This is a genomic window from Sphingomonas rhamnosi (assembly GCF_036663615.1).
GTDB lineage: Bacteria > Pseudomonadota > Alphaproteobacteria > Sphingomonadales > Sphingomonadaceae > Sphingomonas.
In genome coordinates, this window is the sequence record NZ_JAXOJJ010000002.1 from 308474 (window position 1) to 334774 (window position 26301).

28 protein-coding genes are annotated in these 26301 nt (G+C 66.7%); 13 read left to right on the forward strand and 15 right to left on the reverse strand.

Features of this window, described 5'->3' with window-relative positions:
• Positions 1-62: 62 nt before the first annotated feature.
• A complete protein-coding gene (locus U1701_RS06475) occupies positions 63-686 on the forward strand; it encodes a TetR/AcrR family transcriptional regulator (protein ID WP_332781933.1) in 624 nt (207 codons plus the stop codon).
• Between the two features lie 138 nt (positions 687-824).
• On the forward strand, positions 825-1379 hold the full coding sequence (gene dcd, locus U1701_RS06480) for a dCTP deaminase (protein WP_332781725.1): 555 nt from the start codon (positions 825-827) through the stop codon (positions 1377-1379).
• Between the two features lie 102 nt (positions 1380-1481).
• Here the strand turns inward: dcd and U1701_RS06485 are convergent, their stop codons facing one another.
• The 5 genes from U1701_RS06485 to U1701_RS06505 all read right to left on the reverse strand — a co-directional run bounded on the left by U1701_RS06485 (position 1482) and on the right by U1701_RS06505 (position 4583).
• Positions 1482-1826 carry a tetratricopeptide repeat protein gene (locus U1701_RS06485; RefSeq protein ID WP_332781726.1) on the reverse strand — a complete coding sequence of 115 codons (345 nt, stop codon included), beginning with the start codon at positions 1824-1826 and terminating at the stop codon, positions 1482-1484.
• 178 nt (positions 1827-2004) lie between these two features.
• Positions 2005-2433: an ExbD/TolR family protein gene (locus U1701_RS06490; RefSeq protein ID WP_443025998.1), complete on the reverse strand. Its 429-nt coding sequence runs from the start codon at positions 2431-2433 to the stop codon at positions 2005-2007.
• Positions 2434-2466: 33 nt separating this feature from the next.
• Complete coding sequence (locus U1701_RS06495; RefSeq protein ID WP_332781727.1) at positions 2467-2946, reverse strand: ExbD/TolR family protein; 480 nt, start codon at positions 2944-2946, stop codon at positions 2467-2469.
• Between the two features lie 90 nt (positions 2947-3036).
• Positions 3037-3828 (reverse strand): MotA/TolQ/ExbB proton channel family protein, encoded by a 792-nt coding sequence (locus U1701_RS06500; protein WP_332781728.1) that lies wholly within the window; start codon positions 3826-3828, stop codon positions 3037-3039.
• A 74-nt stretch (positions 3829-3902) separates the two neighbouring features.
• The gene (locus U1701_RS06505; protein ID WP_332781729.1) at positions 3903-4583 is read right to left on the reverse strand and encodes an energy transducer TonB; all 681 of its coding nucleotides are present in this window, start codon (positions 4581-4583) and stop codon (positions 3903-3905) included.
• A 176-nt stretch (positions 4584-4759) separates the two neighbouring features.
• Between U1701_RS06505 and U1701_RS06510 the strand changes: the two genes are divergently transcribed.
• Positions 4760-5674 carry a hypothetical protein gene (locus tag U1701_RS06510; RefSeq protein WP_332781730.1) on the forward strand — a complete coding sequence of 305 codons (915 nt, stop codon included), beginning with the start codon at positions 4760-4762 and terminating at the stop codon, positions 5672-5674.
• Between the two features lie 17 nt (positions 5675-5691).
• Here the strand turns inward: U1701_RS06510 and U1701_RS06515 are convergent, their stop codons facing one another.
• Together U1701_RS06515 and U1701_RS06520 are read right to left on the reverse strand one after the other, a co-directional pair.
• On the reverse strand, positions 5692-5964 hold the full coding sequence (locus U1701_RS06515; RefSeq protein WP_332781731.1) for a Rossmann fold domain-containing protein: 273 nt from the start codon (positions 5962-5964) through the stop codon (positions 5692-5694).
• Positions 5964-6335 carry a dihydroneopterin aldolase gene (locus U1701_RS06520; protein WP_332781732.1) on the reverse strand — a complete coding sequence of 124 codons (372 nt, stop codon included), beginning with the start codon at positions 6333-6335 and terminating at the stop codon, positions 5964-5966. Before U1701_RS06520 ends, U1701_RS06515 begins: the two co-directional genes overlap by 1 nt.
• 131 nt (positions 6336-6466) lie before the next feature.
• On the opposite strand from U1701_RS06520, the gene U1701_RS06525 reads away from it, so the two are divergent.
• The 4 genes from U1701_RS06525 to U1701_RS06540 are packed head-to-tail and all read left to right on the forward strand — an operon-like array spanning position 6467 to position 9341.
• The gene (locus tag U1701_RS06525; protein WP_332781733.1) at positions 6467-6979 is read left to right on the forward strand and encodes a GNAT family N-acetyltransferase; all 513 of its coding nucleotides are present in this window, start codon (positions 6467-6469) and stop codon (positions 6977-6979) included.
• 39 nt (positions 6980-7018) lie between these two features.
• A complete protein-coding gene (locus U1701_RS06530) occupies positions 7019-7585 on the forward strand; it encodes a DUF1285 domain-containing protein (RefSeq protein ID WP_332781734.1) in 567 nt (188 codons plus the stop codon).
• Positions 7582-8169, forward strand: a complete 588-nt coding sequence (locus tag U1701_RS06535; protein WP_332781735.1) for a CoA pyrophosphatase — start codon at positions 7582-7584, stop codon at positions 8167-8169. Before U1701_RS06530 ends, U1701_RS06535 begins: the two co-directional genes overlap by 4 nt.
• Positions 8166-9341: a CCA tRNA nucleotidyltransferase gene (locus U1701_RS06540; protein WP_332781736.1), complete on the forward strand. Its 1176-nt coding sequence runs from the start codon at positions 8166-8168 to the stop codon at positions 9339-9341. Before U1701_RS06535 ends, U1701_RS06540 begins: the two co-directional genes overlap by 4 nt.
• A gap of 37 nt (positions 9342-9378) precedes the next feature.
• On the opposite strand, the gene U1701_RS06545 is transcribed toward U1701_RS06540, so the two are convergent.
• Positions 9379-11028: a putative bifunctional diguanylate cyclase/phosphodiesterase gene (locus U1701_RS06545; RefSeq protein WP_332781737.1), complete on the reverse strand. Its 1650-nt coding sequence runs from the start codon at positions 11026-11028 to the stop codon at positions 9379-9381.
• A gap of 74 nt (positions 11029-11102) precedes the next feature.
• Positions 11103-13352, reverse strand: coding sequence for a DNA topoisomerase IV subunit A (gene parC, locus U1701_RS06550; RefSeq protein WP_332781738.1), 2250 nt, complete (start codon positions 13350-13352; stop codon positions 11103-11105).
• Between the two features lie 159 nt (positions 13353-13511).
• Here parC and U1701_RS06555 point away from each other — a divergent pair, with 159 nt between their 5' ends.
• Positions 13512-13757 (forward strand): hypothetical protein, encoded by a 246-nt coding sequence (locus U1701_RS06555; RefSeq protein WP_332781739.1) that lies wholly within the window; start codon positions 13512-13514, stop codon positions 13755-13757.
• A 69-nt stretch (positions 13758-13826) separates the two neighbouring features.
• Here U1701_RS06555 and U1701_RS06560 read toward each other — a convergent pair whose 3' ends face one another.
• The 3 genes from U1701_RS06560 to U1701_RS06570 all read right to left on the reverse strand — a co-directional run bounded on the left by U1701_RS06560 (position 13827) and on the right by U1701_RS06570 (position 16749).
• Positions 13827-15248, reverse strand: coding sequence for a sugar porter family MFS transporter (locus U1701_RS06560; protein ID WP_443025999.1), 1422 nt, complete (start codon positions 15246-15248; stop codon positions 13827-13829).
• A 51-nt stretch (positions 15249-15299) separates the two neighbouring features.
• Positions 15300-15587 (reverse strand): hypothetical protein, encoded by a 288-nt coding sequence (locus tag U1701_RS06565; protein ID WP_332781741.1) that lies wholly within the window; start codon positions 15585-15587, stop codon positions 15300-15302.
• Positions 15588-15666: 79 nt separating this feature from the next.
• Positions 15667-16749, reverse strand: a complete 1083-nt coding sequence (locus U1701_RS06570; protein ID WP_332781742.1) for a LacI family DNA-binding transcriptional regulator — start codon at positions 16747-16749, stop codon at positions 15667-15669.
• Between the two features lie 210 nt (positions 16750-16959).
• On the opposite strand from U1701_RS06570, the gene U1701_RS06575 reads away from it, so the two are divergent.
• The 5 genes from U1701_RS06575 to U1701_RS06595 are packed head-to-tail and all read left to right on the forward strand — an operon-like array spanning position 16960 to position 23003.
• A complete protein-coding gene (locus U1701_RS06575; protein WP_332781743.1) occupies positions 16960-18075 on the forward strand; it encodes a glycoside hydrolase family 43 protein in 1116 nt (371 codons plus the stop codon).
• Positions 18075-19520 carry a xylulokinase gene (xylB, locus tag U1701_RS06580; protein WP_332781744.1) on the forward strand — a complete coding sequence of 482 codons (1446 nt, stop codon included), beginning with the start codon at positions 18075-18077 and terminating at the stop codon, positions 19518-19520. The genes U1701_RS06575 and xylB overlap by 1 nt, the downstream gene beginning before the upstream one ends.
• A 9-nt stretch (positions 19521-19529) precedes the next feature.
• Positions 19530-20837 carry a xylose isomerase gene (gene xylA, locus U1701_RS06585; protein WP_332781745.1) on the forward strand — a complete coding sequence of 436 codons (1308 nt, stop codon included), beginning with the start codon at positions 19530-19532 and terminating at the stop codon, positions 20835-20837.
• 22 nt (positions 20838-20859) lie between these two features.
• On the forward strand, positions 20860-21975 hold the full coding sequence (locus U1701_RS06590; RefSeq protein WP_332781746.1) for a Gfo/Idh/MocA family protein: 1116 nt from the start codon (positions 20860-20862) through the stop codon (positions 21973-21975).
• Positions 21972-23003 (forward strand): SMP-30/gluconolactonase/LRE family protein, encoded by a 1032-nt coding sequence (locus tag U1701_RS06595; protein ID WP_332781747.1) that lies wholly within the window; start codon positions 21972-21974, stop codon positions 23001-23003. The genes U1701_RS06590 and U1701_RS06595 overlap by 4 nt, the downstream gene beginning before the upstream one ends.
• Positions 23004-23026: 23 nt before the next feature.
• On the opposite strand, the gene U1701_RS06600 is transcribed toward U1701_RS06595, so the two are convergent.
• The 3 genes from U1701_RS06600 to U1701_RS06610 are packed head-to-tail and all read right to left on the reverse strand — an operon-like array spanning position 23027 to position 26280.
• Positions 23027-24508, reverse strand: a complete 1482-nt coding sequence (locus tag U1701_RS06600; protein WP_332781748.1) for a tryptophan halogenase family protein — start codon at positions 24506-24508, stop codon at positions 23027-23029.
• A gap of 15 nt (positions 24509-24523) precedes the next feature.
• Positions 24524-25528 (reverse strand): cupin-like domain-containing protein, encoded by a 1005-nt coding sequence (locus U1701_RS06605; protein ID WP_332781749.1) that lies wholly within the window; start codon positions 25526-25528, stop codon positions 24524-24526.
• A 32-nt stretch (positions 25529-25560) separates the two neighbouring features.
• Positions 25561-26280 carry a SapC family protein gene (locus U1701_RS06610; protein ID WP_332781750.1) on the reverse strand — a complete coding sequence of 240 codons (720 nt, stop codon included), beginning with the start codon at positions 26278-26280 and terminating at the stop codon, positions 25561-25563.
• Positions 26281-26301: the final 21 nt, after the last annotated feature.

A 26301-nucleotide genomic window follows, 5' to 3' on the forward strand; every position in this document is an offset into this window, starting at 1 on the left:
CGTTCGATATGAAACCCTGTTAGTAATGGCGCGAGAAGTCAACGCATTTACGAGTGATCACTATGAAAGAGCATCACGACGCGCGTCCGGCGCGGCGCAAGACCGGGCGGCCGTTGTCGTTCGACCGCGAGGTTGCGCTTGAGCAGGCAATGTTGACCTTCTGGCGCCATGGGTATGAATCGACCTCGATCGTCGATCTGACCACCGCAATGGGGGTCACGGCGCCGAGCCTGTACGGCGCGTTCGGCGACAAGCGGCAGCTGTTTCTGGAAGCCGCCCGGCGGTACGCCGGCGATCCCGACGCGATGGCACGGCGCATCGCCGACGCATCGACCGCCTATGCGGCGGCGAGCGCAATGCTGACCGGGGCCGCGGTCGCCTATACGGGGGAGACGACGCCCAGAGGGTGTCTGCTCGCCAGCGCGACCGCAAGCGGGTCAGCGGCGGCGTGCGACGTCCAGGCTGCGGTGGCGGACATCCGCCGGTCGATCGCCGCGTGCATCGAGGCGCGGATCGCGGTCGACGTCGCGAACGGAACGCTTCCCAACGCGACGCTGCCCTCAGCACTCGCCGGCCTTGTCATGGCTGTCGCGCAAGGCATGTCGGTGCTGGCACGCGATGGAGCGCCGCGGGAATCGTTGCTGTCCATCGTCGACGCAACCCTGGCGGGGTGGCCACGCGTCTGATCGCGACGCCGCGGAGGCATCTGGGAATGCTGGCTATTGCGGCGCAGGCCCGGCCCTCATCCCACGCGCGCCGCGTTCGAAGATGTTCTTGCTCCCGCCCGGCATCCGCGCGAAAGCGCAGCGCGAAGGGGAGCTACCATGTCCATCCTGTCCGACCGCTGGATCCGTGAGCGCGCGCTCGCCGATCAGATGATCGAGCCGTTCCACGAGGCGCAGCGGCGTGACGGCTGCATCAGCTATGGATTGTCCTCCTACGGCTATGATGCGCGCGTCGCCGACGAGTTCAAGATCTTCACCAACGTCGACAGCGCGATCGTCGATCCGAAGGATTTCGCCGCGAACAGCTTCGTCGATCGCAAGACCGACGTCTGCATCATCCCGCCCAACAGCTTCGCGCTCGCGCGTACGGTCGAGTATTTTCGCGTCCCGCGCGACGTGCTGGTCATCTGCCTCGGCAAATCGACCTATGCGCGCTGCGGGATCATCGTCAATGTCACGCCGCTCGAGCCCGAATGGGAGGGGCATGTAACGCTCGAATTCTCGAACACCACACCGCTGCCGGCAAAGATCTACGCCAACGAGGGCGCATGCCAGTTCCTGTTCCTGCAGGGCAACGAGCCGTGCGAGGTGAGCTATGCGGACCGCGCCGGTAAATATATGGGTCAGCGCGGCGTGACGCTACCGCGCCTCTGAGGCGATTTCATCGACCTCGCCAATCTCTGAAGAACGCAGGAGCCCAGTGTCCCGGACGCCATGTCCGGATCGCTGAGCTCCCGCATTACCAGGCGCGCCGGCTTAGCGGGTCGCCATCTGCGTCGAGAACCGCGCAAGTGCGCGCTGCGCGAGATCGTGCGACGACACCACTGCGCCGGATGCCGTGTCCAACGCCACCGCCGGCCGATCGAGCACGGCGATATACAGCGCGCGCGCCTGCGAGTCGCGGCCGGTGTTCCGGTACACCGCGGCCAGGTTCAGCATCAGCTCGGGACGATCGGGGAAGATCCGCCGCTCGGCGACGATCCGCTGCTCGGCAACCGTCATGTTGCCCGCCGCAATCGCGGTGTAACCGGTACGATCCGCCGCGAGTGCCGGCGTCGCCGCCACTGCCATCGCGAGGGCCATCAGGGGCACGGTACGCATATCCTGTCTCCTTGCGCCCTTCCTTTCTGGGAAGGTTTCACTTTTGTGACACTGTTGTGTCACTTTAGTGACTTGAGCGCAAGCGGACTCTGTACGTTCGAAAACGAAGAAAGTGCGCGAAACGAAAAAGGGCGGCCCCGCAGGACCGCCCTTCTCGTATTCGAAATTCCCGCCCGACTTAGAAGTCGTTGCGATACTGCTCGTTGCCGATGAAGCCGAGCTTGGTAATCGCGGAGCGCTTCACCACCGCCAGCGTGCGGTCCACGACCTCATACCGGGCCTGCGGATCGGGCTGGAAGTGCAGCTCCGGCTCGGGGTTCATCGCCGCGGACTGGTCGAGATACTGACGCAAGGTCACCTCGTCCACCTGCGAACCGTTCCACGACACGACACCGGCCGGGTCGATCGAGATCTTGTTCTTTTGCGGGTCCACCGGATTCTGCGGCTGGTTCGGGCTGTTGACCGGAAGGTCGACCTTCACCGCGTGCGTCTGGATCGGGATGGTGATGATGAACATGATGAGGAGAACGAGCAGGACGTCGATCAACGGCGTCATGTTCATTTCCATCATCGGCCCGTCGTCTTCTTTGCCGCCGCCCATTGCCATTTCAAGCTACTCCTAAATACGTCCGAGCGAACGTCAGCGTTCGGTCGTGCCGCCGGGGGGCGGCTGAGAGATGAAGCCAACGCGGGCAAAGCCTGCGCGCTGCATCGTATAGATCGTGCCGCCGATGCACTTGTACGGCGTGTTCACGTCGCCGCGGATGTGCGCCTCGGGCAGTTCGAGCCCGGCAGCGTTGACGCCACCCTGACGTTCGATCTCGGCCTTCAGCTTGGCAACGCCGCGATCGAGCAGCTCGGTCGAGGTCACCGGGCTCATGCCCCAGTACACCGCGCAGCTGCCGTCCGGATTGGTCGTCACCGACAGCGACACATTCTCTGGCTTGGTCGTCGTCGGATCGAACTTAACCTCGGGCAGCTTCAGCTGGACCGCCTGGACCGCGACGGTCGTCGTCACCAGGAAGATGATCAGGAGCACGAGCATGACGTCGACCAGCGGCGTCGTATTGATGTCCGATATCGATTTCTCGGTGGAATCGCCACCAACACTCATCGCCATATGCGAACTATCCTATTCATATAATCGCCACCGGAACCGCCGGTGGAAAGGAAGCGGGGCCGCAAACCAGCAGCCCCGCCTTCTCGCGTCTTAGTTGGCGCGGGGCACGCCACCGGTCTGGCCGGCGGTCGCGGTCGTCGCGACCGGCTTGGCCGGCACTGGCTTGACGCCGGCAGCGATCGGGCGAACCGCGCCGTTCGAAGCCAGGAAGCCGAGCACGTCGTTCGAGAAGGCCGAGAGGTCCTCTGCGATCGACTTGTTGCGACGCTGCAGCCAGTTGTACGACAGCACGGCCGGAACCGCGACGACGAGACCGAGAGCCGTCATGATCAGTGCTTCACCGACCGGCCCTGCGACCTTGTCGATCGAGGCCTGACCCGAGGCGCCGATCTTCACGAGCGCGCGGTAGATGCCGATAACCGTACCGAACAGACCGATGAACGGCGAAACCGAACCCACCGTCGCGAGGAAGGCGAGACCGCCACCCAGCTTCGAGTTGATCGCGGCTTCCGAACGCGCCAGCGAACCGTGCAGCCAGTCATGCGCCTCGACCGGATCGGTCAGCTTCGAATGCTGCTCCTGCGCGGCCAGGCCGTCGTCGACGATCTGCTTGTACGCCGAGTTCTTCTCGAGCTTGGCCGAACCCTCGCGAAGCGAGTTCGACTGCCAGAACGCCTGACGGACGCGCTTGCCCTGACCGATGATCTTCTGCTGCTCGAACAGCTTCGAGAACAGGATGTAGAACGAGACGACCGACATCAGCACCAGGATGCCGAACACGGTCTGTGAGATCAGGCCGCCTTCGCGGAGTGCGGCTTGGAGGCCGTACGGGTTGTCGCCGGGAGCGGCGGCACCCGCCGCGGCAAGAATGGTCGTGATCATGGTCGGTTGGTCCTCTGATAAGTCAATTTCGTTCGTGACGACGAAGATATTGGAAGCGTGTTACAGCAACGCATTTATTGCGGCGGCATCCGCCAGGTCACGCGCCGCGACGACGACGACCGGATCGGGTTGCCCGACTGGTCGAGTGCCGGCGAGTAGCGCCCACGACGGGTGATCGCCGCGCAAGCTGCACGATCGAGCGCCGAGGAGCCGCTGGATGACGTCACCCGGCAATTCTCGACACGGCCAGCCGCGTTGATATCCCACGCGATCGCGGTGGTACCCTCTTCCTGGGCACGCAGCGAACTCGGCGGATAATCGTCGGTCGACACCCACTCGGCTGGGTTGCCCTTGGCACCCGCAGCCTTGTTGATGACCGGCGGGGACGGCGGAGCCGGCGAAACGGCGGGCGACGGCGGCGTCGGCGGCGCGGTCGGCTGACGATCCGGGATCGTCGTGGTCGTCTGCATCTGCGGCGCAGGTACAGGCGTCACGACAACCGGCGGCGGCGTCACGACCGTGGTCGGCGGCGGCGGCAGGTTTGGCTGCTCGGGCGGCGGCGGCGGGGGCTCGTCGGGCGGAGGCGGCGGCGGCGGCGGCTCCACGTCGAACGTGTTAAGCTTTTCTTGGGCCTTTTTCACGTACTGATACGCAAGGCCGGTGACGAAAGCATAGCCCAAGGCCGCATGAATCAGCGCGACGATCACGATCGCGGCGATCTTGCCTCCGGACATCTTTTGGTCAGTATAGGCCATTCAGAAACGTCACTCCCTTTATCTGCCTGTCCCCGACGCGGCTCGGCACGTCGAAGGCGCAGACCTCAAAACGTCTTCCGTGGGCCGGAATATCCACGGGGCAGCGTGCAAGTCCTATCGCCACGCCTTGCGACACGCAAACGCTTTGTCGGACGCAACAAACGTACAACCGCATCATGACCGAAATATTTCTGTTTCGTTCATGCCGGCTGGCGTACCCCGTGCCCATGATCGCCAACCGCAAAACCTTCGCCGCGCTGGTAGCGCTCGCAACGCTTGCCGCACCGGCAATCGCGCAACTCCCCTCCCCAGCCGGCGGATTCCAAGCCGGGGCTTCCCCCGTGACCGCGGTCCCTGGCTATGCCGATCTTGCCGATCTCGTCCTTGCAGCGCCGGTGGTTGCGGATGCGACGGTCCGCTCCGTCAGCCGTATCAAAGGGGCCGAGGCGACCGGGCTCGCGCCCGATGCGGCAAGGCTTTACGTCACGGTCGACGTCGGCGCACTGATCCGCGGCGCGCAGGGATTGCCCCCACGGATCGGTTATCTGATCGACGTGCCGCTCGATTCGCGCGGCCGGGTACCGAATCTGAAAAAGGCGCGCGTGCTCGTGCTTGCCCGCCCCGTCGCCGGTATGGTGGACCAGGTCCAGCTCGTCGCCAACGACGCGCAGCTGGTTTGGACACCCGAGACGGATTCGCGGCTGCGCACGATCGTCCGTGAGATCCTCGCCGCCGATGCACCACCGGTGATCACCGGCGTGGGCAACGCGTTCCATGTTCCGGGTGCGCTGCCCGGCGAGGGCGAGACGCAGGTGTTCCTGACGACCGCCGATCAGCGTCCGGTCTCGCTGTCGGTGCTGCGGCGTCCGGGGGAGCAGCCCCGCTGGGCTGTCGCGCTCGGTGAGATCGTCGACGAGGCGGCGGGACCACCGGCGCGCGACACGCTGCTCTGGTATCGGCTCGCCTGCGCATTGCCTGCGACGTTGCCGGCGCCGAGCACGTCCGCGCTCGAGGCGACGGACGCGCAGCGCGCACAAGAGGATTACCGCTTCGTGATCGACGCTTTGGGGCCATGCGGCCGGACGCGGTGATTCCCGCCCCTGCCCGGTCAGCCGATTTCTAGAACCTGTCCGGTCGTCGACCGCGCACCGTCTAGAAACTTAACCGCGGCATCGACATCCGCGGCCGCTGCCCCCGGCTTCGAGATCACTGCATTGACCCGCCTGCCGGGCGCGCACTCGACCGCCAACGGCCCGATCGCTGCCCGCGCCTGGGCCATCGCAAGCGGCGCGCGCGGAGCGATTACCACGACGACCGATTCGTCCGTCGCGTCGCGCACCAACGCGACGGGGTCGTCCGCGACCGCGACGTCGATCCGCATCAGCGCCGGTGCCGCACCAGGGTCACGCCGATCGATTCGCCGGCCTCGGCGATCGCCAGCTTCACGATCTTCACCGCCACCCGCAGAACGCGCGAATCCTGCAGGAACAGCGTCTCGCAGATATGATCCGCGACCGCCTCGATCAGCGTGAAATGCACCCCCGGGGGCAACGCCGCAGTGGCGGCGTGCTTCAGCTCCATGTAATTCTTCGAAGCCGACAGCGGCGTATCGGGTGCGAAATGCGGCGGGCACGCCAGATCGACGGTCAGCGATATCCGCAGCGGTTGTGGCAGATGCGTCTCCTCCGAATAGATACCGGTCAACACCGGCACTTCGATGTCGTGTACTTCGAGCTGGAGACTGTCTTGCATCCGCGCGCTCTAGGATCCCGCGTGCGCCGCCGCAATGGTTCCGCTTGCGTTCCTAGCCGCCGGCGGTAAAGCGCGCGGCCCTCGGCGTCGTCGCCCGGCTGTACGAAAATGGCCGTACGAATGGAGTATCGGTGATCGCAATCGTACGCCTGGACACCGTTCCGCAAGCCGATGTCGAAGCGTTGCTCGATCGTGCGTTCGATCCCGGCCGCCACCGCCGCACCGCCTATATCGTTCGCGGCAACGCGCATGCGATCCCGACGCTCAGCTTCGCCGCGGTCGATGACGGAACGCTGATGGGCACGATCCAGTGCTGGCCGGTCGCGCTCGTCACCGAAACCGGGCTCACGCTCGCGCTGGTTATGATCGGACCCGTCGCGGTCGATCCCGCGCATCAGGCGCACGGCATCGGCCGGCTGCTGATGACCGCCGCGCTCGATGCCGCCGCCGCGCACGGGCTCGACGATGCGATGATGCTGATCGGCGATCCGGAGTATTACGGCCGCTTCTTCGGCTTCACGGCAGAGCGTACCGCGCACTGGGCGCTGCCCGGCCCCGTAGAGCGTCACCGCCTGCTCGCGCGCGGTCCAGGCGTTCCGGACCTGCCCGGGATGCTCGGTCCGCGGGTCGCCGCCGCCGCCTGAAGCCTTTACGCCCGCGGCTGCCCGCCCTACCTCGCGGCTATGCCCATGGACCCCATCCCCGATATCGCGGCGCTGAGCCTCGCCGAGATCGCCCAGCTGGTCGCGGACGCGAAGCTGCCGCCGGTCGATGCCTGGAACCCGGCGCATTGCGGCGACAGCGAGATGCGGATCGCCCGCGACGGCACCTGGTATCACCAGGGCTCGCCGATCGGCCGTCCGGCGATGGTCCGGCTGTTCGCCACCATCCTGCGCCGCGAACCCGATGGCAGCCACGTCCTCGTCACGCCGATCGAGAAACTCGACATCGCGGTCGAGGATGCGCCGTTCGTCGCGGTCGAGATGAAGGCCGAGGGCGAAGGTGCTGCGTCGCGACTCGCCTTCCGGCTCAACACCGGCGACCTCGTCACGGCAGGACCCGCGCATGGCCTGCGGTTCGTGGCCGACGACGATGGCCCCCGTCCCTATCTCGCGGTGCGCGGCGGCATGGAGGCGCTGGTCGCGCGGTCGGTCTATTACGAGCTCGCCGACCGCGCGATCGCCGGTGGCGATACCCCCGCGGGCGTCTGGAGCGACGGCGCGTTCTTCCCGCTGGAGCCGGCGGCATGAGCCTGGCGGACCGGCTGGCGACCGCGCTGGCTCGCGATGTCGATCCGCGCCGTGCGATGATGCGCGGCGACGATGTCGATGCGGAGGAGGCCGCGCTCCACGAAGCCGCCGTCCTGGTCGCGATCACCGATCGCGACGAACCCGGCGTGATCCTGACCAAGCGGACCGAAACGCTGCGTCGTCACCCCGGGCAGGTCGCCTTTCCCGGCGGGCGAGTCGATCCCGGCGAGGACGCGGTCGCGGCAGCGCTCCGCGAAGCCGACGAGGAGATCGCGCTGTCTCCGGGCACGGTCATCGTGATCGGCACGGTCGACCGGTATCGGACCGGCACCGGCTACCACATCACGCCAGTCGTCGGCGTCGTGCCGCCCGACCTGACGTTGCGTCCCAGCGAAGCCGAGGTGGCGAGCGTGTTCGAAGTGCCGCTCGCCTTCCTCGTCGATCCTGCCAACCACGTCGCCGCGAGCGCCGAATGGCAGGGCCGGACGCGGCATTTCTACGAGATCCAGTGGCAGGACCGCCGCATCTGGGGCGCGACCGCAGCGATGATCGTCAACCTGTCGCACCGTCTGGCCGCCGCATGACGATACTGCCCGACGCGCCTTGGCGTACCCGCGCGAGCCTCGACCATCTGGCGGCGGTGATCGGCGCGGGCGACGGCCAGGCGCGCTTCGTCGGCGGCGCGGTGCGCGACACGCTGCTCGGCATCGACGTCGCGGATATCGACATTGCCACCAGCCTGCCCCCCACGGAAGTGCTCGCACGGCTTCAGGACGCGCGGATCAAGGCGGTGCCGACCGGCCTCGCGCACGGCACCATCACCGCAATCGTCGACGGCGCCCCGGTCGAGGTGACGACGCTGCGCCGCGACGTCACGACCGACGGCCGCCATGCCGTCATCGCCTATACCGACGACTGGCGCGAAGACGCCGCGCGGCGCGATTTCACGATGAACGCGCTTTACGCCGATCCGGCAACCGGCGAGGTGTTCGATTATTTCGACGGCCTGGCCGATCTTGCGGCACGGCGCGTGCGGTTCATCGGCGATCCGTTGCAGCGGATCGCCGAGGATCATCTGCGGATCCTGCGCTTCTTCCGGTTCCACGCCCGCTTCGGCGACGTCGTCGACGCGGCGGGACTCGAGGCCTGCACCACGCGCGCCAACGACCTGATGGCCCTGTCGCGCGAACGCATCGCCAGCGAGGTGTTGAAGCTGCTGGTCGCGGCAAACGCCGTCCCGGTCGTCCGCTTGATGGTGGCGAACGGCATCTTCCGCGCGGTCCTTCCCGAGATCGACGAGGCCGGCGCGGACCGTCTCACCGCCCTGGCCGAACGCGAGCACGCCGCCGGGATTGTCCCCGACCCGATCCGTCGCCTCGCCGCGATCATCCCGGCGGCGGATGCCGAAGCGGTCGGCGCACGGCTGAAACTGTCGAACGCGGATCGCAAGCGCCTGATCGCCGCGACCGCGGGCGCCGGCCACGAAGGCCCGCGGGCGCTCGCCTATCGCGCCGGCCCGGTCGGCGCGATCGACCGCCTGCTACTGATTGGCGAGGACGTCACGCCGATCCGCGACTGGACCCCGCCGCCGCTTCCGATCAACGGCGGTGCTCTGGTCGCGCGCGGTCTGCGCAAGGGGCCCGACGTCGCCGCGATGCTGCGGCGAATCGAAACGCAGTGGATCGCCGAGGGCTTTCCGGACGCGCATCGCCTGGCGACGATCGCCGACGCGATGGTCGCCGAAGCCCTGGTGTAGCGCGCGCCCCGTCGGTGCGGCGAGCAGCCCGGCAGCGCTAGGCGCGTTCGCCTAAGCCCAGCATCGCGAACGCCGCATCGGAGTCGAGCGGCCGCGCGATGAAATACCCCTGGCCATAGGTGCAGCCGAGCGCCGCGAGCGTCTGCGCGAGTTCGTTCGTCTCGATCCCCTCGGCCGTCGTCTTCATCCCCAGCGCCTGCGCCAAGCTCAGGATCGCGCGGACGATCGCGACCTTGTCGCGATCGGCCAGCATGTCGGTGACGAAACTCCGGTCAATCTTCAGCACGTCGATCGGCAGTTGCTGGAGGTACGCGAGGTTCGAATAGCCCGTGCCGAAATCGTCCAGCGCGAGCGTAGTGCCGAGCGCCTTCAGCGCGTGCATCGCCGAGGCGATCCGGTCGGGATCGCTGACGAGTGCGCTTTCGGTCAGCTCCAGCGTAAAGCGCTCGCCCGTCAGACCGGTTGCGGCCAGTGCCGCCTCGACGACCGGTGCAATGTCATCGCGTTGCAACTGAATCGCGGACAGGTTGACCGCCATCTTGACCCCGCAATCGCCCCCGGCCGCCGCATCCCATGCGGCAAGCGTTCGCGCGGCCGCTGCGATCGCCCAGCGCCCGAGCGCCACGATCAGCCCCGATTCCTCGGCCACCGGAATGAAATCGGCCGGGGCGTAGTCGCGCCCGACGTCGTCGGTCCAGCGTGCCAGCGCCTCGAACGACACCACCCGGTTCGTCGCGAGATCGCAGATCGGCTGGTAGGCGAGTTGCAGCTGCCCGTTCTCGATCGCGCGGCGCAGCGCGGTTTCCATCGCGAACGCGTCGCGCGCGACCGCGAAATCCTCAGGCGTATAGGTTTCGGATCGGCCGCTCACCTTGGCGCGCTTCACCGCGAACTGCGCGTGACGGACGAGTTCGCTGACGTCGTCCGCCACATCAGCGCCATAGGCAATGCCAACCGAGCAATCGACGCTGATCTCGTAGGTCGTCAGGCGGAATGGCGTTGCCAGCGTTTCACGGATGCGCCGTGCGAGCTCGTGCGCCTCGGTACGTGAAACGTCGAGTCCCATCAGGATCCCGAACTGGTCGCCCTGAAGCCGCGCCAGCGTGTCGCGGGCGCGCAGCGTGCCCTTCAGCCGACGCGCGACGGTGATCAGCAATTCATCCCCCGCCAGGGTTCCGAGACACGAATTCAGTCGGCCGAACCGTTCCAGATCGATCGCCAGCACCGCATAGTTGTCACGGTGGCGCGTGCGTTCGACGATGTCCTCGAACCCCTCGCGATTGGGCAGCCCGGTCAGGCTGTCGGTGGTCATCTCGCGGCGCACGCTGCGTTCGGCTTGGACTTGCGAGGTATGATCGACGAAGGTCGTTATGCAGCGATCGTCGACCGCGGTCGAAGATCGGGCAATCGTGACCCGGTAATAGCGGCAATCGACCGTGCTGCCGAACGTCCAGTCGAAGTCGGTCCGAACCTGATCGCCATCGAGGAACGATTCGACCAGGTCGCCGAGATCGGCGATCACCGGAGCGTGATCGGCGTTGCTCCCGAGATGGGACAGCCGGTATGCGTGGTTCGCGGCCAGCAGCGAGAGCGTTCCGTCCGATCTGCATAGCAGCGCGGCCGGTATCGGCACGAGTTCCAACCCGCGCGTCACGAGCTCGTTCCAAATAATGGGGAGGGTATCCATTTCTAGGGCGGTCGATGACATACCCTCGCCTAACCCCCCGATCGTTAAAACGTCCTGAAGGACCTCATTTGCTTCTATCCGAAGCGATTGTCGCGCGGGAATCCCGTCGGCGGCATCCGTCCGGCTGCGCCGCGCGCCGCGCGCCATGGCCCCAGATCGGATTCGGTGCGCACCCGTCCAGTACCGCCGCCCATCGGCCAGCTCAGCCCATTCGCGAACGCGAAGGTGAGCGCGTCCGCCAGGCCACCATCGCGGTAGCGCTGCATCTGCAGCCCCTGCCCACGAGTCATCTCGACCAGTTCGGCGAGCGGAAAGACCAGCATCTTGCGGTTGTCGCCGATCACCGCGACATAATCGTCGGTCGCGGCGATCGGCCGGACCAGCTTCAGCATCTCGCCTGGCCGCGGCGTCATCACCGTTTTGCCCTTGCGCGTCTCCGCGACGACGTCGGCAGCATTCACCACGAAGCCACGCCCGTCGGTCGCCGCGACCATCAGCCGGGTCTGCTTCGTCGCGGGTAGCAGCGCGACGATGCCGATGCTGCCGTCGAGGTCGATCATCGCGCGTACCGGCTCGCCGAACCCGCGCCCGCCCGGCAATTTGTCGGAAGCGAGCGTGTAGAACCGGCCGTTCTCGGCGGCGAGCAACAGCTTGTCGGTGGTTTGCGCGTGAAACGCGAACGCCGGGCCATCGCCCTCCTTGAACTTCAGCGCTTCCGGGCTCGTCAGATCATTGTGCCCGCGCATCGCCCGGATCCATCCGCGCTGCGACAGAATGACCGTGATCGGCTCGCGCTCGATCATCGCCTCCAGTGGGATGTCGCGGGTCGGCGCGGCTTCCTCGATCGTCGTGCGCCGCTTGCCGAGCGCGGTCTCCAGGCCATAGCGATCGCGGATCTTGCCCAGATCGCGCTTCATCCGATTCTGCTGCTTCTTCGGCGAATCGAGCAACGCCGCCAGATCGGCGCGCTCCTTGTCGAGCTTGTCGCGCTCGCCGCGAATCTCGAACTCCTCGAGCCGCCTGAGCGACCGCAGCCGCATGTTGAGGATCGCCTCGGCCTGCCGGTCGGTCAGCGCGAACTCGGCGATCATCACCTGCTTCGGCTCGTCCTCGGTGCGGATAATGGCGATCACCCGATCGAGGTTCAGATACGCGACCAGATAGCCTTCGAGCAGCTCGATCCGGTCGGCGATCTTGGCGAGGCGATGCTCGGTCCGCCTGCGCAGCACCACGAACTGATGCTCGACCCAGGCCGACAGCGCCTCGCGCAAGGACATGACCCGCGGCGTGCGATCCTTGTCGAGCACGTTGAGGTTCAGGCTCACCCGCGTCTCGAGGTCGGTCAGCCGGAACAGCCCCTCCATCATAACCTGCGCATCGACCGTCCGGCTGCGCGGTTCGAGCACGATCCGCACCTCCGCATCCGATTCGTCGCGCACGTCCGCCAGGATCGGCAGCCGCTTGGCGTTGATCAGCTCGGCGATCTGCTCGATCAGCTTGCCCTTCTGCACGCCGTACGGAATCTCGGTGACGATGATCTGCCAGCCGCCGCCCTTCTCGCGCTCGACCTCGAAGCGCGCCCGCACGCGAAAGCCGCCGCGCCCGGTCGCATAGGATTCGCGCATCACCGCCGGCGGATCGACCACCAGCCCGCCGGTCGGGAAGTCGGGGCCCTTCACATGCTCCAGGATCATCGCGTCGTCGGCATCGGGCCGGTCGACCAGCATGATCGCCGCCTCGAGCAGTTCGGCGGCGTTGTGCGGCGGGATGCTCGTCGCCATCCCCACCGCGATCCCACTCGCGCCGTTGGCGAGCAGATTGGGGAATAACCCCGGGAACAGCTCGGGCTCGTGATCCTCGCCATTATAGGTCGGGCGATAAGCGACCGCGTCCTCGTCGAGCCCGTCCATCAGGTCCATCGCGACCTGGGTCAGTTTGGCCTCGGTGTAGCGGTAGGCGGCGGCGTTATCGCCGTCGATGTTGCCGAAATTGCCCTGCCCGTCGACCAGCGGATACCGCATCGCGAACGACTGCGCCAAGCGCACCATCGCGTCGTAGACCGACTGGTCGCCGTGCGGGTGATATTTGCCGATCACGTCGCCGACGACACGCGCGCACTTCTTGTACCCTTGCGCGGGATCCAGCTTCAGGAGGCGCATCGCCCAGAGAAGACGTCTGTGAACCGGCTTCAGCCCGTCGCGCACGTCGGGCAACGACCGTGCGGTGATCGTCGACAGCGCATAGACAAGATACCGCTCGCTGAGCGCGCTATCGAACGGAGCGTCGACGATGCTGTCGAACGGGTCTTTGAAGTCGGTGGCCATTGCGTGCCACGCTAGCACCCGCGCCCGTAACGATCAAAGCCTGTCGGCGACACGCGTCACCTTTTGTTCCGCGCCGTCGCCGCCCGCGCGAGGCGCCATCACGCCGTCTCCTCCAACGCGGTCGAGGCCGACACGCTCGCGCAACGCGATCGTCTCGCCATGACGCCGATGACCTTCCTCTACCGGACCGGGCGGGGAACCGCACTGGTCGACCGCGTTCGCGACGCCGGGGATACCGCAGCCGGTTCCGTCGGACTGACGGCAACGGCCTTGCTCTGGGTATTGGCTGCGCTCGGCCCCCCGTTGGTCGTGCTCGCGCTGCTGTTCCTGCTCTGGCGGCGCTGGGGGCGGCGCTGGGGGCGTCGCTGGTGGATCGCGCTGCTGCAACGCGCGGACCGGGGCTGACGCGGACAGCAAAAAGGGCGGCACGGCTTCCCGTACCGCCCCTTTTCGAGCCTTACATGAAGCGGGGGATCAGCCCGCCATGTCTTCCAGCTCGCGCCCCGCGGTCTCGTTGACCAACGCCTTCACGAAGAAGAACGAAAGCGCCGCGAAGAACGCGTAGCCCGCGTAGGTTACCGCCAGGCCCGGCGACACCGCGAGCGCCGGGAAGCTGACCGAGATCGCCGCGTTGGCAATCCACTGTGCGAAGCCCGCGACCGCGAGGCCCGACCCGCGGATCTGGTTCGGGAACATCTCGCCCAGCATCACCCACATCACCGGGCCCCAGCTGGCGTTGAAGAAGATCACGTACAGATTGGCCGAGACCAGCGCGATCAGGCCGTTGTTGCCGGGCAGCGACACCGCGCCGTCCGCGCCGGTGACCGCGGTCGAGAACGCATAGGCGACCACCGCCAGCGTCACCGCCATGCCAGCCGAACCGACCAGAAGCAGCGGCTTGCGACCGATCTTGTCGACCGTCGCGATCGTGAACAGGCACGCTGCGATCGACAGCACGCCCGACAGGATGTTGATCTGCAGCGCGTTGTCTTCGGTGAAGCCGACCGCTTCCCACAGCACCGCGCCGTAATAGAATACGACGTTGATGCCGACGAGCTGCTGGAAGATCGCCAGACCGATACCCGCCCACAGGATCGGGCGAATCTTGCCGGTGGTCTTGTCGACCAGATCGCTGAGCTTGGGCTTGTGATGATCAGCGGCGAGCGAATTGCGGATCTCGACGACCTTGCGGTCGGCCTCGGCAGAGCCGAACAGGCGAGTCAGCACGGTACGTGCCTCTTCGTCACGACCCTTGGCGACCAGAAAGCGCGGGCTCTCCGGGATCGTCAGCAGCGCAACGAAGTAGATCGCCGCCGGGAGCGCCTGAAGCCAGAACATCCAGCGCCACGCGGCATAGCCCAGCCAGAAATCAGCCGTCGAACCGCCGGCATAGCGTGCCAGCGCGAAGTTCGCGACGAACGCGCCGGTCAGGCCGGAGATGATCATCACCTGCTGCACGCTCGACAGTCGTCCGCGGATCGACGCCGGCGTGACTTCGGAAATGTAGACCGGCGAAATGACGCTGGCCGCGCCGACGCCGAGACCGCCGATGATACGCGCGAAGATGAAGATCGCCGACCCCGTCGCAGCGCCTGCCAGCAGCGCGCTGAACAGGAACAGCCCCGCCGCGATCATCATCACGTTGCGGCGACCGATCGCGTCGGCCAGCCGGCCCGCGGTGAACGCGCCGACCGCGGACCCGACCAGGATCGCGCCGACATTGACGCCGATGCCGAGCCGGCCGAGGCCGAACGCCGCCTCGAGCCCCTTCTGCGTGCCGTTGATCACGCCCGAATCATAGCCGAACATGAATCCGCCGATCGTCGCCACCACGACGATGGCGGCGATGAAGCCGTGGTTGACCGCGGCTCCCCCCGTTACGCGTGTATCCGTCATCATCCCTCTCCCCTACCGTTATGTCGGCCGTTTGGTACGTAAGTCAACAAATCAGTGATTGTGCCGCGGCGTCTTAGCGGCGATCCCACGATACTTCACAGCGAAATCGAGCACCTCGCCATCGGCGAACTGCGCGGTCTTTTCGCGGTACAGTTCCTCCCCGGGCGTGTTGCTCGGCGGGGTCAGTGGCGGCGGCGGCGCGTCACGACGACGCGCGATCTCGGCATCGTCGACTGGCGCATCGCAACGCCCGGCCCTGTAGAGCGCGGTCATGTCGGACCGCGCGGGGTCGGCGAACCAGTCGCGCGAGCGGAATGGACGAACCGGTTGGCGTTGCACGCGAAACTCTCCTTGCGGAGCATCACCGATCAGTCGGCCCGCACCTTGACTGTTATCGCTACCATCAATTTCGGTCGCGTCAAGCGGGCCGCACCGTGGGTCGCCGCCGCGGCGCCGCGTCCGACTGGCGCCGGATCAGTGTATAATCGAGCAGCCGGTGGCGTTCGGGCACGTCGGCGCCCTTCGTCCGCCGAATCGCCGACACCAGCATCTCGACCGCAGCACGCGACATATCCGCGATCGGTTGATGGATGGTCGTCAATTCGGGCCAGATCGCGGTCGAGAGCGTGGTGTCGTCGAACCCGCAGACGGTCAGGTCGCCCGGTACGTCCAACCCGCGGCGATGCGCCACCGCCACCGTTGCCGCTGCCATGTCGTCGTTCGACGAGAAGATCGCGGTCGGAGGATCCGCCAGCGCCAGCAACTGCTCGGCGGCGTCCAGTCCGGAGCGATAGGTGAAGAGCCCGTGCGTGATCAACGCATCGTCGACCGCGACCCCCGCTTCCTGCAGCGCGGCGGCATAGCCTTCCAGCCGGCGCGCGCTGGCCGAGAGATTGGGGTTGCCGGTGATGAACCCGATCCGTTGGTGCCCGAGCGCCATGATATGGCGGGTCATCGTCAGCGCCGCTTCGCGATCGTCGATCCGAACCGCCAAAATGTCGTCGGACGGCAATCCGCTGGCCACCGACACGGTCGGTACCCGCGCCGCCGCCAGAAGTGCCAGAACCGCGTCGGCTTCGCACAGCGGTGGCGGCAGAACGATGCCGTCGATGCCGCCGTCGATCAGGTGCTTCGTAACCTCGATCTCGTGCTGGCCCAGTTCGCATTTCTCGACGATGATCTGCACGTCGCTGCGCGACGCCTGATCGAGGCTTCCCAGCAGAAACTCGCTGAGAAAGCCCGCGCTGGGGTTGCTGTAGAGCAGACCGATCCGGATCTGGCCCGCGCCGGCCAGGCTGCGCGCGGCCGAATTGGGGGCGTAGCTGAGAGTCGATATGGCGGTGTTGACCAGCTCGCGGGTCGCCGGGCGAACGTTGCTCTCGCCGTTGATGACACGCGATACGGTCATAGGCGACACACCGGCAAGTCGTGCGACGTCGCTGATCGTCGGGGCGTTGCCGGCACGGCGGGAGGGTCGGGTACTGGTCACGGGAGCATTCATAAGCTGATAACGTTAGCGCAACGGTTACCGCCGGCAAGCCCTGGATGCGGGTAAAGCCGGTTGAAAGCCTTGCCGGTCCAGGCGGTTTACTGGCTGTACGCCGTCCAGGGCTCTTGCCGGAACCCGCAGGGTTGATATGGTAGCGCTATCCACTGCTGTGGGATTCACGATCTCGTAGAAGATCGCTTTATTAGGAAGGATCCAAGGGTCATGCGCCTCCGTCTCCCCATCGTCTGCGCTGCGCTACCAGCCTTGCTGGCTTGCACCGTCGCGACCGCGCAGAGCGCCGGCGCCCCCGCCAAGGCCGAGCCGCGCAGCCCCGAGGGCAAGCGCTATCTGTCGCAGCCGCTCGTCACCAGCATCTACACCGCCGACCCCTCGGCGCACGTCTTCAACGGCAAGATCTACGTCTATCCCAGCCACGATATCGACGTAACCAAGGCCGACGACGATCTCGGCAACCAGTATGCGATGCGCGACTACCGCGTGTTGTCGATGGACCGGATCGGCGGACCGGTGAAGGTCAACCCCGTCGCGCTCGACGTGAAGGACGTGCCCTGGGCGTCGCAGCAGATGTGGGCGCCCGACGCCGCGTATAAGAACGGCACCTATTTCCTCTACTTCCCGGTCCGCGACAAACAGCTCGACAAGAACGGCCTGGGCACGTTCCGCATCGGGGTCGCGACCTCGAAGAGCCCGGTCGGCCCGTTCAAGGCCGATCCCAAGCCGATCGCCGGCAGCTTCTCGATGGACCCCGCGGTGTTCACCGACGCAAACGGCACCAGCTACATGTATTTCGGCGGCATCTGGGGCGGCCAGCTGCAGCGTTGGAAGGACGGCAAGTTCGATCCCAACGGCTCCGACACCGATCTCGGCAAGGACGACCAGCCCGCGCTGTCGGGCAAGATCGCACGCCTGAACCCCGACATGAAGAGCTTCGCCGAGACCCCGCGTGACGTCCAGATCCTCGACGAGGCCGGCAAGCCGGTCCTCGGCGGCGACCATGAGCGGCGCTTCTTCGAGGCGTCGTGGGTCTTCAAGCGCGGCGGCAAATATTACTACACCTACTCGACCGGCGACACGCACTTCCTGAACTACGCGACCGGCGACAACCCGTACGGGCCGTTCACCTACAAAGGCCATATCCTGAAGCCCGTGCAGGGCTGGACCAGCCATCACTCGATCATCGAGTGGAACAACAAATGGTGGTTGTTCTATGCGGACACGCAGATGAGCAACAAGAACCACCTGCGCAACGTCAAGGTGACCGAACTGAAGTTCGCGGCCGACGGCTCGATCCCGACCATCGATCCGTTCGTCAACTGATGTTCCTCGGAATCGATATCGGGACGTCGGGCGTCAAGGCGGTCGTGCTCGACGAGACGGGCAGCGTCGTCGGTCAGGGTACCGCCGCGCTGACCGTCCAGCGCCCGCATCCGCTCTGGTCCGAACAGGATCCCGGCGCATGGTGGCGCGCGACGACCGCTGCGGTGCAGGCGATCGACCCCGCGGTCCGCCGCTCGGTCCGCGGTGTCGGGCTCGCCGGGCAGATGCACGGCGCGACCCTGCTCGACGCCGACGACCGCCCCTTGCGCCCCGCCATCCTGTGGAACGACGGCCGCAGTTTCGCCGAGTGCGAAGCGATGGAGCGCGCGGTGCCGAACCTGCGCGCGATCGCGGGCAACATCGCGATGCCCGGATTCACCGCGCCGAAGCTGCTCTGGGTCCGCGACCATGAGCCGGAGGTGTTCGCGAAGATCGCGACCGTGCTGCTGCCCAAGGACTATGTCCGCCTGCTGATGACCGGTGACAAGGCGTCCGACCTGTCGGACAGCGCCGGCACCTTGTGGCTCGATGTCGCCGGGCGCTGCTGGAGCGACGAACTGCTGGCCGCGTGCGGGTTGACGCAGGCGCAGATGCCCGCGCTCTACGAAGGGTCGCAGATCACCGGCACGCTGACCGCCGAGGTCGCCGAACTCTGGGGCATGCCGCAGGTCCCCGTCGCGGCCGGCGGTGGTGACAATGCCGCCGGTGCGGTCGGCGTCGGCGTGGTCGCGGACGGCGATGCGCTGCTGTCGCTCGGCACCTCGGGCGTGATCTTCGTCGCCACCAAGGACTTCCGCCCCAACGCCGATAGCGCCGTCCACGCCTTCTGCCACGCGCTGCCGGGCATGTGGCACCAGATGTCGGTGCATCTGTCGGCCGCGTCCTGCATCGACTGGGTCGCCAAGATCACCGGCGCGAGCGGCCCGGCCGAGCTGTTCGCACGCGCCGAGGCGGCCGGCCCGGCCAGCGGCCCCGAGCTCTTCCTCCCCTATCTCTCGGGCGAGCGGACCCCGCACAACGATGCCGAGGTGCGCGGCGCGTTCCTGCGCCTCGACAACGACACCGACGCGGGCCGCCTGTCCCAGGCAGTGCTAGAAGGCGTGGCGTTCGCGCTCGCCGACGGCGTCGACGTCCTGCGCGACGCCGGGACCACCATCGATCGCCTCGCGGTGATCGGCGGCGGCGCACGCTCGCGCTATTGGGGCGAGACGCTCGCTGCCGCGATGGAGGTCGAACTCGTCTATCTCCAGGGCGGCGAGGTCGGCCCCGCTCTCGGTGCCGCGCGTCTTGCACAGCTGGGCGTCGATGGCGGCGATCCCGCTACCATCTGCGTCGCGCCCCCCGTATCGCACCGTATCGCACCCGATCCGGCTCTCGTTTCGGCGCTTGCCGAAAAGAAGGCCGCCTTCCGCAACGCCTATTCGCGCATTACCCCCAAATCCTAGGAATTGCCCATGTCCGACTTCTTCGCCGACATTCCTCAGATCAAATTTGAGGGCCCCGACAGCACCAACGAGCTGGCCTATCGCTATTACGACAAGAACCGCGTCGTTCGCGGCAAGACCATGGAAGAGCATCTGCGCTTCGCTGCATGCTTCTGGCACACCTTCTGCTGGCCCGGTTCCGACGTGTTCGGCGGCGGCACGTTCAACCGCCCGTGGCACGCCGGCGCCAACGACAGCGCCGCCGCCGCGCAGAAGCGCGAGGTCGCGTTCGACTTCTTCCAGAAGCTCGACGTCCCCTATTACTGCTTCCATGACGTCGACGTGATGGCCGACGCCGCCAATGTCGGCGAGCATCGCCGCTTCTTCGCCGAGGCCGTCGACCATCTGGAGAAGCTCCAGGCCTCGTCGGGCCGCAAGCTGCTTTGGGGCACCGCCAACGCGTTCAGCCACCCGCGCTACGCCGCCGGTGCCTCGACCAACCCCGACCCCGAAGTGTTCGCCTTTGCCGCAATGCAGGTCCGCGACGCGCTCGAGGCGACGCATCGCCTGGGCGGCCAGAACTACGTACTGTGGGGCGGTCGCGAGGGTTACGAGACGCTGCTCAACACCGACATGAAGCGCGAGCTCGACAATTTCGGCCGCTTCCTCAGTTTGGTGGTCGAGCACAAGCACAAGATCGGCTTCACCGGCACGATCCTGATCGAACCCAAGCCGCACGAGCCCACCAAGCACCAGTACGACTTCGACACCGCCACGGTGTACGGCTTCCTCAAGCGCTACGGGCTCGAGAACGAAGTCCGCGTCAACATCGAGGCAAACCACGCCACGCTGTCGGGCCACACCTTCGAGCACGAGATCGCGACCGCCAACGCGCTCGGCATCTTCGGCTCGATCGACGCCAACCGCGGCGACCCGCAGAATGGCTGGGACACCGACCAGTTCCCGAACTCGGTCGAGGAGCTGACGCTGGCGATGGTCGAGATTCTCCGTGGCGGTGGCTTCACCACCGGTGGGTTCAACTTCGACGCCAAGGTGCGGCGCCAGAGCATGGACCCGGCTGACCTGTTCTACGGCCATGTCGGCGGCATCGACGTCGTCGCCAAGGGGCTGTTGTCGGCTGCCGCGATCATCGAGGACGGCCGCGTCGATGCGATCAAGGCCAAGCGCTATGCCGGCTGGGACGGTGATTTCGGCGGCACGATCGGCGGTCTCGACCTCGCGGGTATTGCCGACTTGGCGGTCGAGCGGGCGATCGATCCGAAGCCGGTTTCCGGCCAGCAGGAACGTCTCGAGAATTTGATCAACCGCTTTCTGTAATTCACGAGCAAGGAGAAGGCCCATGAGCATCGAGGACACCAGCCGCCGCGACATCCTCATGGGCCTGGGCGCCGGGCTGGTCGCGATGTCGACCGGTCCGGCGACCGCGCAGACCGATCCGAAGCGGAAGCTCGGCTACGCGATCGTCGGGCTCGGCAGCTATGCGACCAAGCAGATCATGCCGCAGTTCGCCAATTGCGCGCATTCGCGTCTGGTGGCCCTGGTCAGCGGAACCCCCGCGAAACTGGCGAAATACGGGGCCGAGTACGCCATCCCGGCGCGCAATCGCTATTCCTACGCCAATTTCGACACGATCCGCGACAACCCCGACGTCGATATCGTCTATGTCGTGCTGCCCAACAGCCTTCACGCCGAATATGTCGTCCGCGCGGCCAAGGCCGGCAAGCATGTGATGTGCGAGAAGCCGATGGCGACCAGCGTCGCCGAGGCGCAGACGATGATCGCGGCCTGCCGCACGGCCAACCGCCTGCTGATGATCGGCTATCGTTCGCGCTTCGAACCCTACAACCGGTGGGCGATCGAACTGGCGCGCCGCGGCGATGTCGGGCCGACGCGGATCATCACCGCCGAACATGGCTTCGACGCGCAACCCAACCAGTGGCGGCTCGATCGGCCGATGTCGGGGGGCGGGTCGCTGATGGACATCGGCATCTACAGCCTCAACGCCGCGCGCTATCTGACCGGCGAGGAGCCCGTGCAGGTCAGCGCGATCGAATCGACCGACCGCAGCGACCCCCGCTTCCGCACCGTCGAGGACCGCATCGATTTCATGCTTCGCTTCCCATCGGGGATCATTGCGAATTGCGTGTCGAGCTACAGCTCGAACCACAATGGCTACCGCGTGGTCGGCACCAAGGGCTCTATCGATATGGAACCCGCCACCTCGTATGAGGGGCAGCGGATGACGATCCGCAAGGATGGCCAGACCGCGCCGCGGGTGTTGCCGCAGACGGGACCGAACCAGTTCGTCGGGCAACTCGACCATCTGTCGGAATGTGTGAAGACCGGGCGCAAGCCGATCGTGCCCGGCGAAGAGGGGCTTGCCGACATGCGCGTGATCGAGGCGATCTACCGTGCCGCGCGCGAAGGCCGCACCGTCACGCTGACCGCCGCATGACCATCCTTTCCCGCCGCCAGATCCTCTCTGCCGCCGCGGTGCTCCCGATCGCCGCCGCAACGCACGCAGCCTTGCCGGCACGCCGCCGGATCGGCAGCATACAACGGCTCGATCCCGCGCTCGACGCGATCGTCGATCCGGCCGCTCCCATCGAGGTGCTCGGCGAAGGCTATCGCTGGGCGGAGGGTCCCGTCTGGGTGCGGCGCAAGAACTGGCTGTTGTTCAGCGACGTCCCCGGCAACACCATCTGGCGCTGGCGTGCGGACAAGGGGATGGACGTGTTCATGCGGCCGTCGGGCCTGGCCGGGCCGGTGCCGGCCGCGTTCAACGAGGCCGGCGCGAACGGGCTGGCGATCGACCCCGCCGGACGGCTGGTCATGGCCGACAGCGGCAGCCGCGCGATTGCCCGCGTCGACCTGGATACGCGCAAGAAGACGATCCTCGTCGATAGCTACCAGGGCAAGCGGTTCAACAGCCCCAACACCGTCATCGTCGCCCGCAACGGCACGATCTACTTCACCGATCCGCCCTATGGCCTGAAGGACCAGGACCATTCGCCGCTACGCGAACTGGACTTCCAGGGCCTGTATCGGCTCGACCCCGACGGCACGCTGGCGCTGCTCGACGGTACGCATCGTCGCCCCAACGGCATCGCGCTCTCACCCGACGAACGGACGTTATACCTCGCGCTGTCGGACGAAACCCGGCCCGAGGTGCTCGCCTATCCGCTCGACGCCCGCGGCGCCGTCGGCAAACCGCGGCTGTTCAGCGACATGCGCGCGCAGCAGGCCGCGGGCGGATCGGGGCTACCCGACGGCATGGTCACCGACCGCGCCGGGCGCCTGTTCGTCGGCGGCCCCGGTGGTGTTCATGTGCTGACACCCGAGGGTCGCCTGCTGGGAATCATATCGACCGGGAAAACGATCGCGAACTGCTGCTTCGGCGGACCAGACGGGTCGACCTTGTTCATGACCTCGCACGACATGCTCGCCTGCGTGAAGACGCGAACCCGCGGCATTCTGCGCTGACGGGCTGCCGTCCGCCCTTGGCGTCAGGCCGGGGCGCAATAGCGGTCGAGGAACGCCTGGTGCTGCGGCAGCTTCGCGACCGCGGCGCCGATATTGGTCCGGATATCGCCTAGTGCGCGGGCGAGTTGCTCGGCCGGCATGATCCGCGCCATCGGGTGGTGCGTCCGCGGCTGGAGGCCCTGCCCCAGCATCACCTGAAGCCAGGAATCGACGCGGAACAGATCGTCGCCGGATTGATAGGCCTGCGCCGCTTCCTCGAACAACGCGATCCGCGCGCGCAGGCTGTCCGGAATCGTCATCTCGCGCCGCTCGCGCCAGAACGGCTCGTCGCGCTGGTTGAGATGATAGTGGAGGATGATGAAGTCGCGCACCGACTCCAGCTCGCGCTGCGATTGCGCGTTATAGCGGGCGACCACCGCCTCGCTGATCCCCTCGGACGGGAATTGCTGCATCAGCCGGGTCAGCCCGGTCATGATCAGGTGCAACGTGGTCGACTCGAGCGGCTCGACGAACCCGCTCGCCAGGCTCAGCGCGACGCAGTTCTTTTCCCAGACGCGCAGCCGCCGCCCGGTGCGATAGCGGATCTGCCGCGGTTCGATCAGCACCTCGCCCTCGACCGCGTCCAGCAACCGCGCGCGCGCGTCGTCGTCGGACAGATGCGCGCTGGCATAGATCAGCCCGTTGCCGACACGGTGCTGTAACGGAATCTTCCACCGCCACCCGGCATCGTGCGCAATCGCGCGCGTGTACGGCCGCGCGGGCTCGACCGCGGCGGTCTGCACCGCGAACGCGCGGTCGGTCGCGAGCCAATGCCCCCAATCCTCGTAGCCGACTCCCAGCGTCTTGCCGATCAGCAGCGCCGCGAACCCCGTGCAGTCGATGAACAGATCGCCCTCGATCCGCGCGCCCGACTCCAACAGCAGCGCGCGGATGTCCCCGGTCTCCGAATCCTGTTCGACGGTCGCGACCTTGCCTTCGACCCGCTTCAGCCCGTCCGCCTCCGCGCGAGATCGCAGGAAGCGCGCATAAAGGCCGGCGTCGAGGTGATAGGCGTAGTTGATCGGCGATTGCGCGTCGGTCGCGAACCGGCCGGCTTCCGCTGCCTGCAGTTCGAAACAATAGTCGCCGAGATCGCCGGCGTCGCCGCGCGCGCGCGCGGCGAGCCAGAAATGCTGGAAGTCGCCCATCCACGTCGATTTGCCGACCTGCCCGAACGAATGGACGTAGCGGTCTTCGGGTCGCGTCCAGCCTTCGAACGCGATCCCCAGTTTGAAGCTCGCCTTGGTCTCGCGCATGAACGCGCGCTCGTCGACGCCGAGCAGGCTCTGGAACGCGCGCATCGTCGGGATCGTCGCCTCGCCGACACCGATCGTCCCGATCTCTTCCGATTCCACCAGCGTGATGTCGAGCAGCTTGCCGAGTTGGCGTGACAGCACCGCGGCTGCCAGCCAGCCGGCGGTCCCGCCCCCCGCGATCACGACGCGCTTCACCGCCTGGTTGGTCATCCTACGATCCTCGCTTCAACGATTGAGCCGGCGCAACAGCTCACCGCGGAGCCTGCGCGCGCGGTGCGCATCCAACGGTGCCAGATCGCCCTGCGCCGCCTCGGGCAGATGCCGTGTCGGCCGGTTGGCCTCCCCGAACACATAATAATCGAACAGCGCCCGCCACGCCTGCTTCTCGTGCTCTGGCCGGTCGCGCAGGCTGAGCAGACCGTGCAGCAGCGTGGTCTGGGGCGTGTCCATGAAGCGCGGCGTCGGGTTCCACCAATAATTGATCATCGCGTTGAACGGATCGAGCGCCTCGACCTGGTGCCACCACAGAGCGGGGTAGATCAGCGCGTCGCCCGGTTCCATCTCCGCTACTTCGGCCGCCGCCAGTGCCTCGGCGAACCCGGGATGCCGTTCCAGATCGGGGGCGTCGAAATCGACCATCGAGACGACCTGGCCCGCGGGGGTCGGATCGAGCGGGCCGGGATAGAGATTGGCGATCTGATCGGGCGGGAACAGCGTGAAACGCCGCCGACCGACCAGGGTCACGGCGATGTTGTTCGACATGTCGTAATGCGCCGACGCGATCGTCTTGTTGCCGATCCAGATGCTGACGAGTGGCGGATGCTCCAGCAGTTGTGGATCGCCGAACGGCAGCACGGCCTGTTCCCGCAGGCCGGGCAGATACTGGTCGATGTCGGTGGAGCCGATATAGATGGCGGGCGCAGCGGGATCGTCCACGCCCGCGAGCAGCTGATCGAGATAGTCCGAGAGCGACCCGCGTTCCCGCGCGAAATTGAGCGCGGTGCAGTCGCCGGTGTAGCCGAACCGTCCGCCGATCGAGTGGTCGCCGACATAGGCCGTCACCGGGCGACCGCCGTCGAACTGCTTGAGCCAGGCGATCGCCGCATCCGCACCTTGACGCCCCGCGGCGACCAACGGCACGTCGCGCGCGATCCCGCGCAGGATCGCCGGGCGCCCTTCCGCGATCAGCGCGGCGACGGGCAGCGTTCGCGCGTCCGCTGCTTCGATCACGCGCGTGCGGCGGGTGATGGGGGGCGCCACGATCAGCCGGCGGCTTCGAGCAACTGTTGCTTGCGGGCAATCAGCTGCTGGATATTGCCGAGCGACGACGCGGCCAGGATGGCGAGCCGCAAGATACCCGTGCGATGAAGTCGCTCGAGCGGTTCTCCGGTCAGCGCCGCCAGCCGCTCGATATCCACCACCAGCACGTCGGGCACGGTATAACGGCGCTCCTCGCTGACATCGATGGTCAGCGTCACCGGGGCGAGCAGGCCAGCCTCGTCGAGCGCGGCATAAGCCGTCGGCGCGGTCTCCATCCCCTCGTACATCAGCCGCAAGACGCCGGTGATGCGCTCCAGATACGGCGTGTTGCCGCCATGTTCGAGGAACAACGGCAACCCCGCCTCATCGCCAACCCGCGGGTCGTCGATGTCGATGTGGAGCATCGGCTCGCCAACGTCCTCCCCGGCGGAGCGAATCAGGCCTATCGAGAACGGGCCGCGCTGGTGGCTAGCCGGCACATAGCGGCTCGCCCAATAGTCGCCGGACAGAAACACATTCTCGTCACGGTCCAGTCCCAACAGGACATAGGCCTGCAGTCCTTCGTCGCGGCGACGAAAGATGATGGCGAATTCGCGCTGCAAGTCCTCGAACTCGGCCGGAAACACGAGCGCCTGGTTGGCGGCGTCGCCATGAGCGGCGCCCGCGCGCGGGCTGACGCGGAGATCGGCGTGATCGATATTGTTGATCTGTACGGGGGTCATCCGCTCCGGTCCTGGTGATGC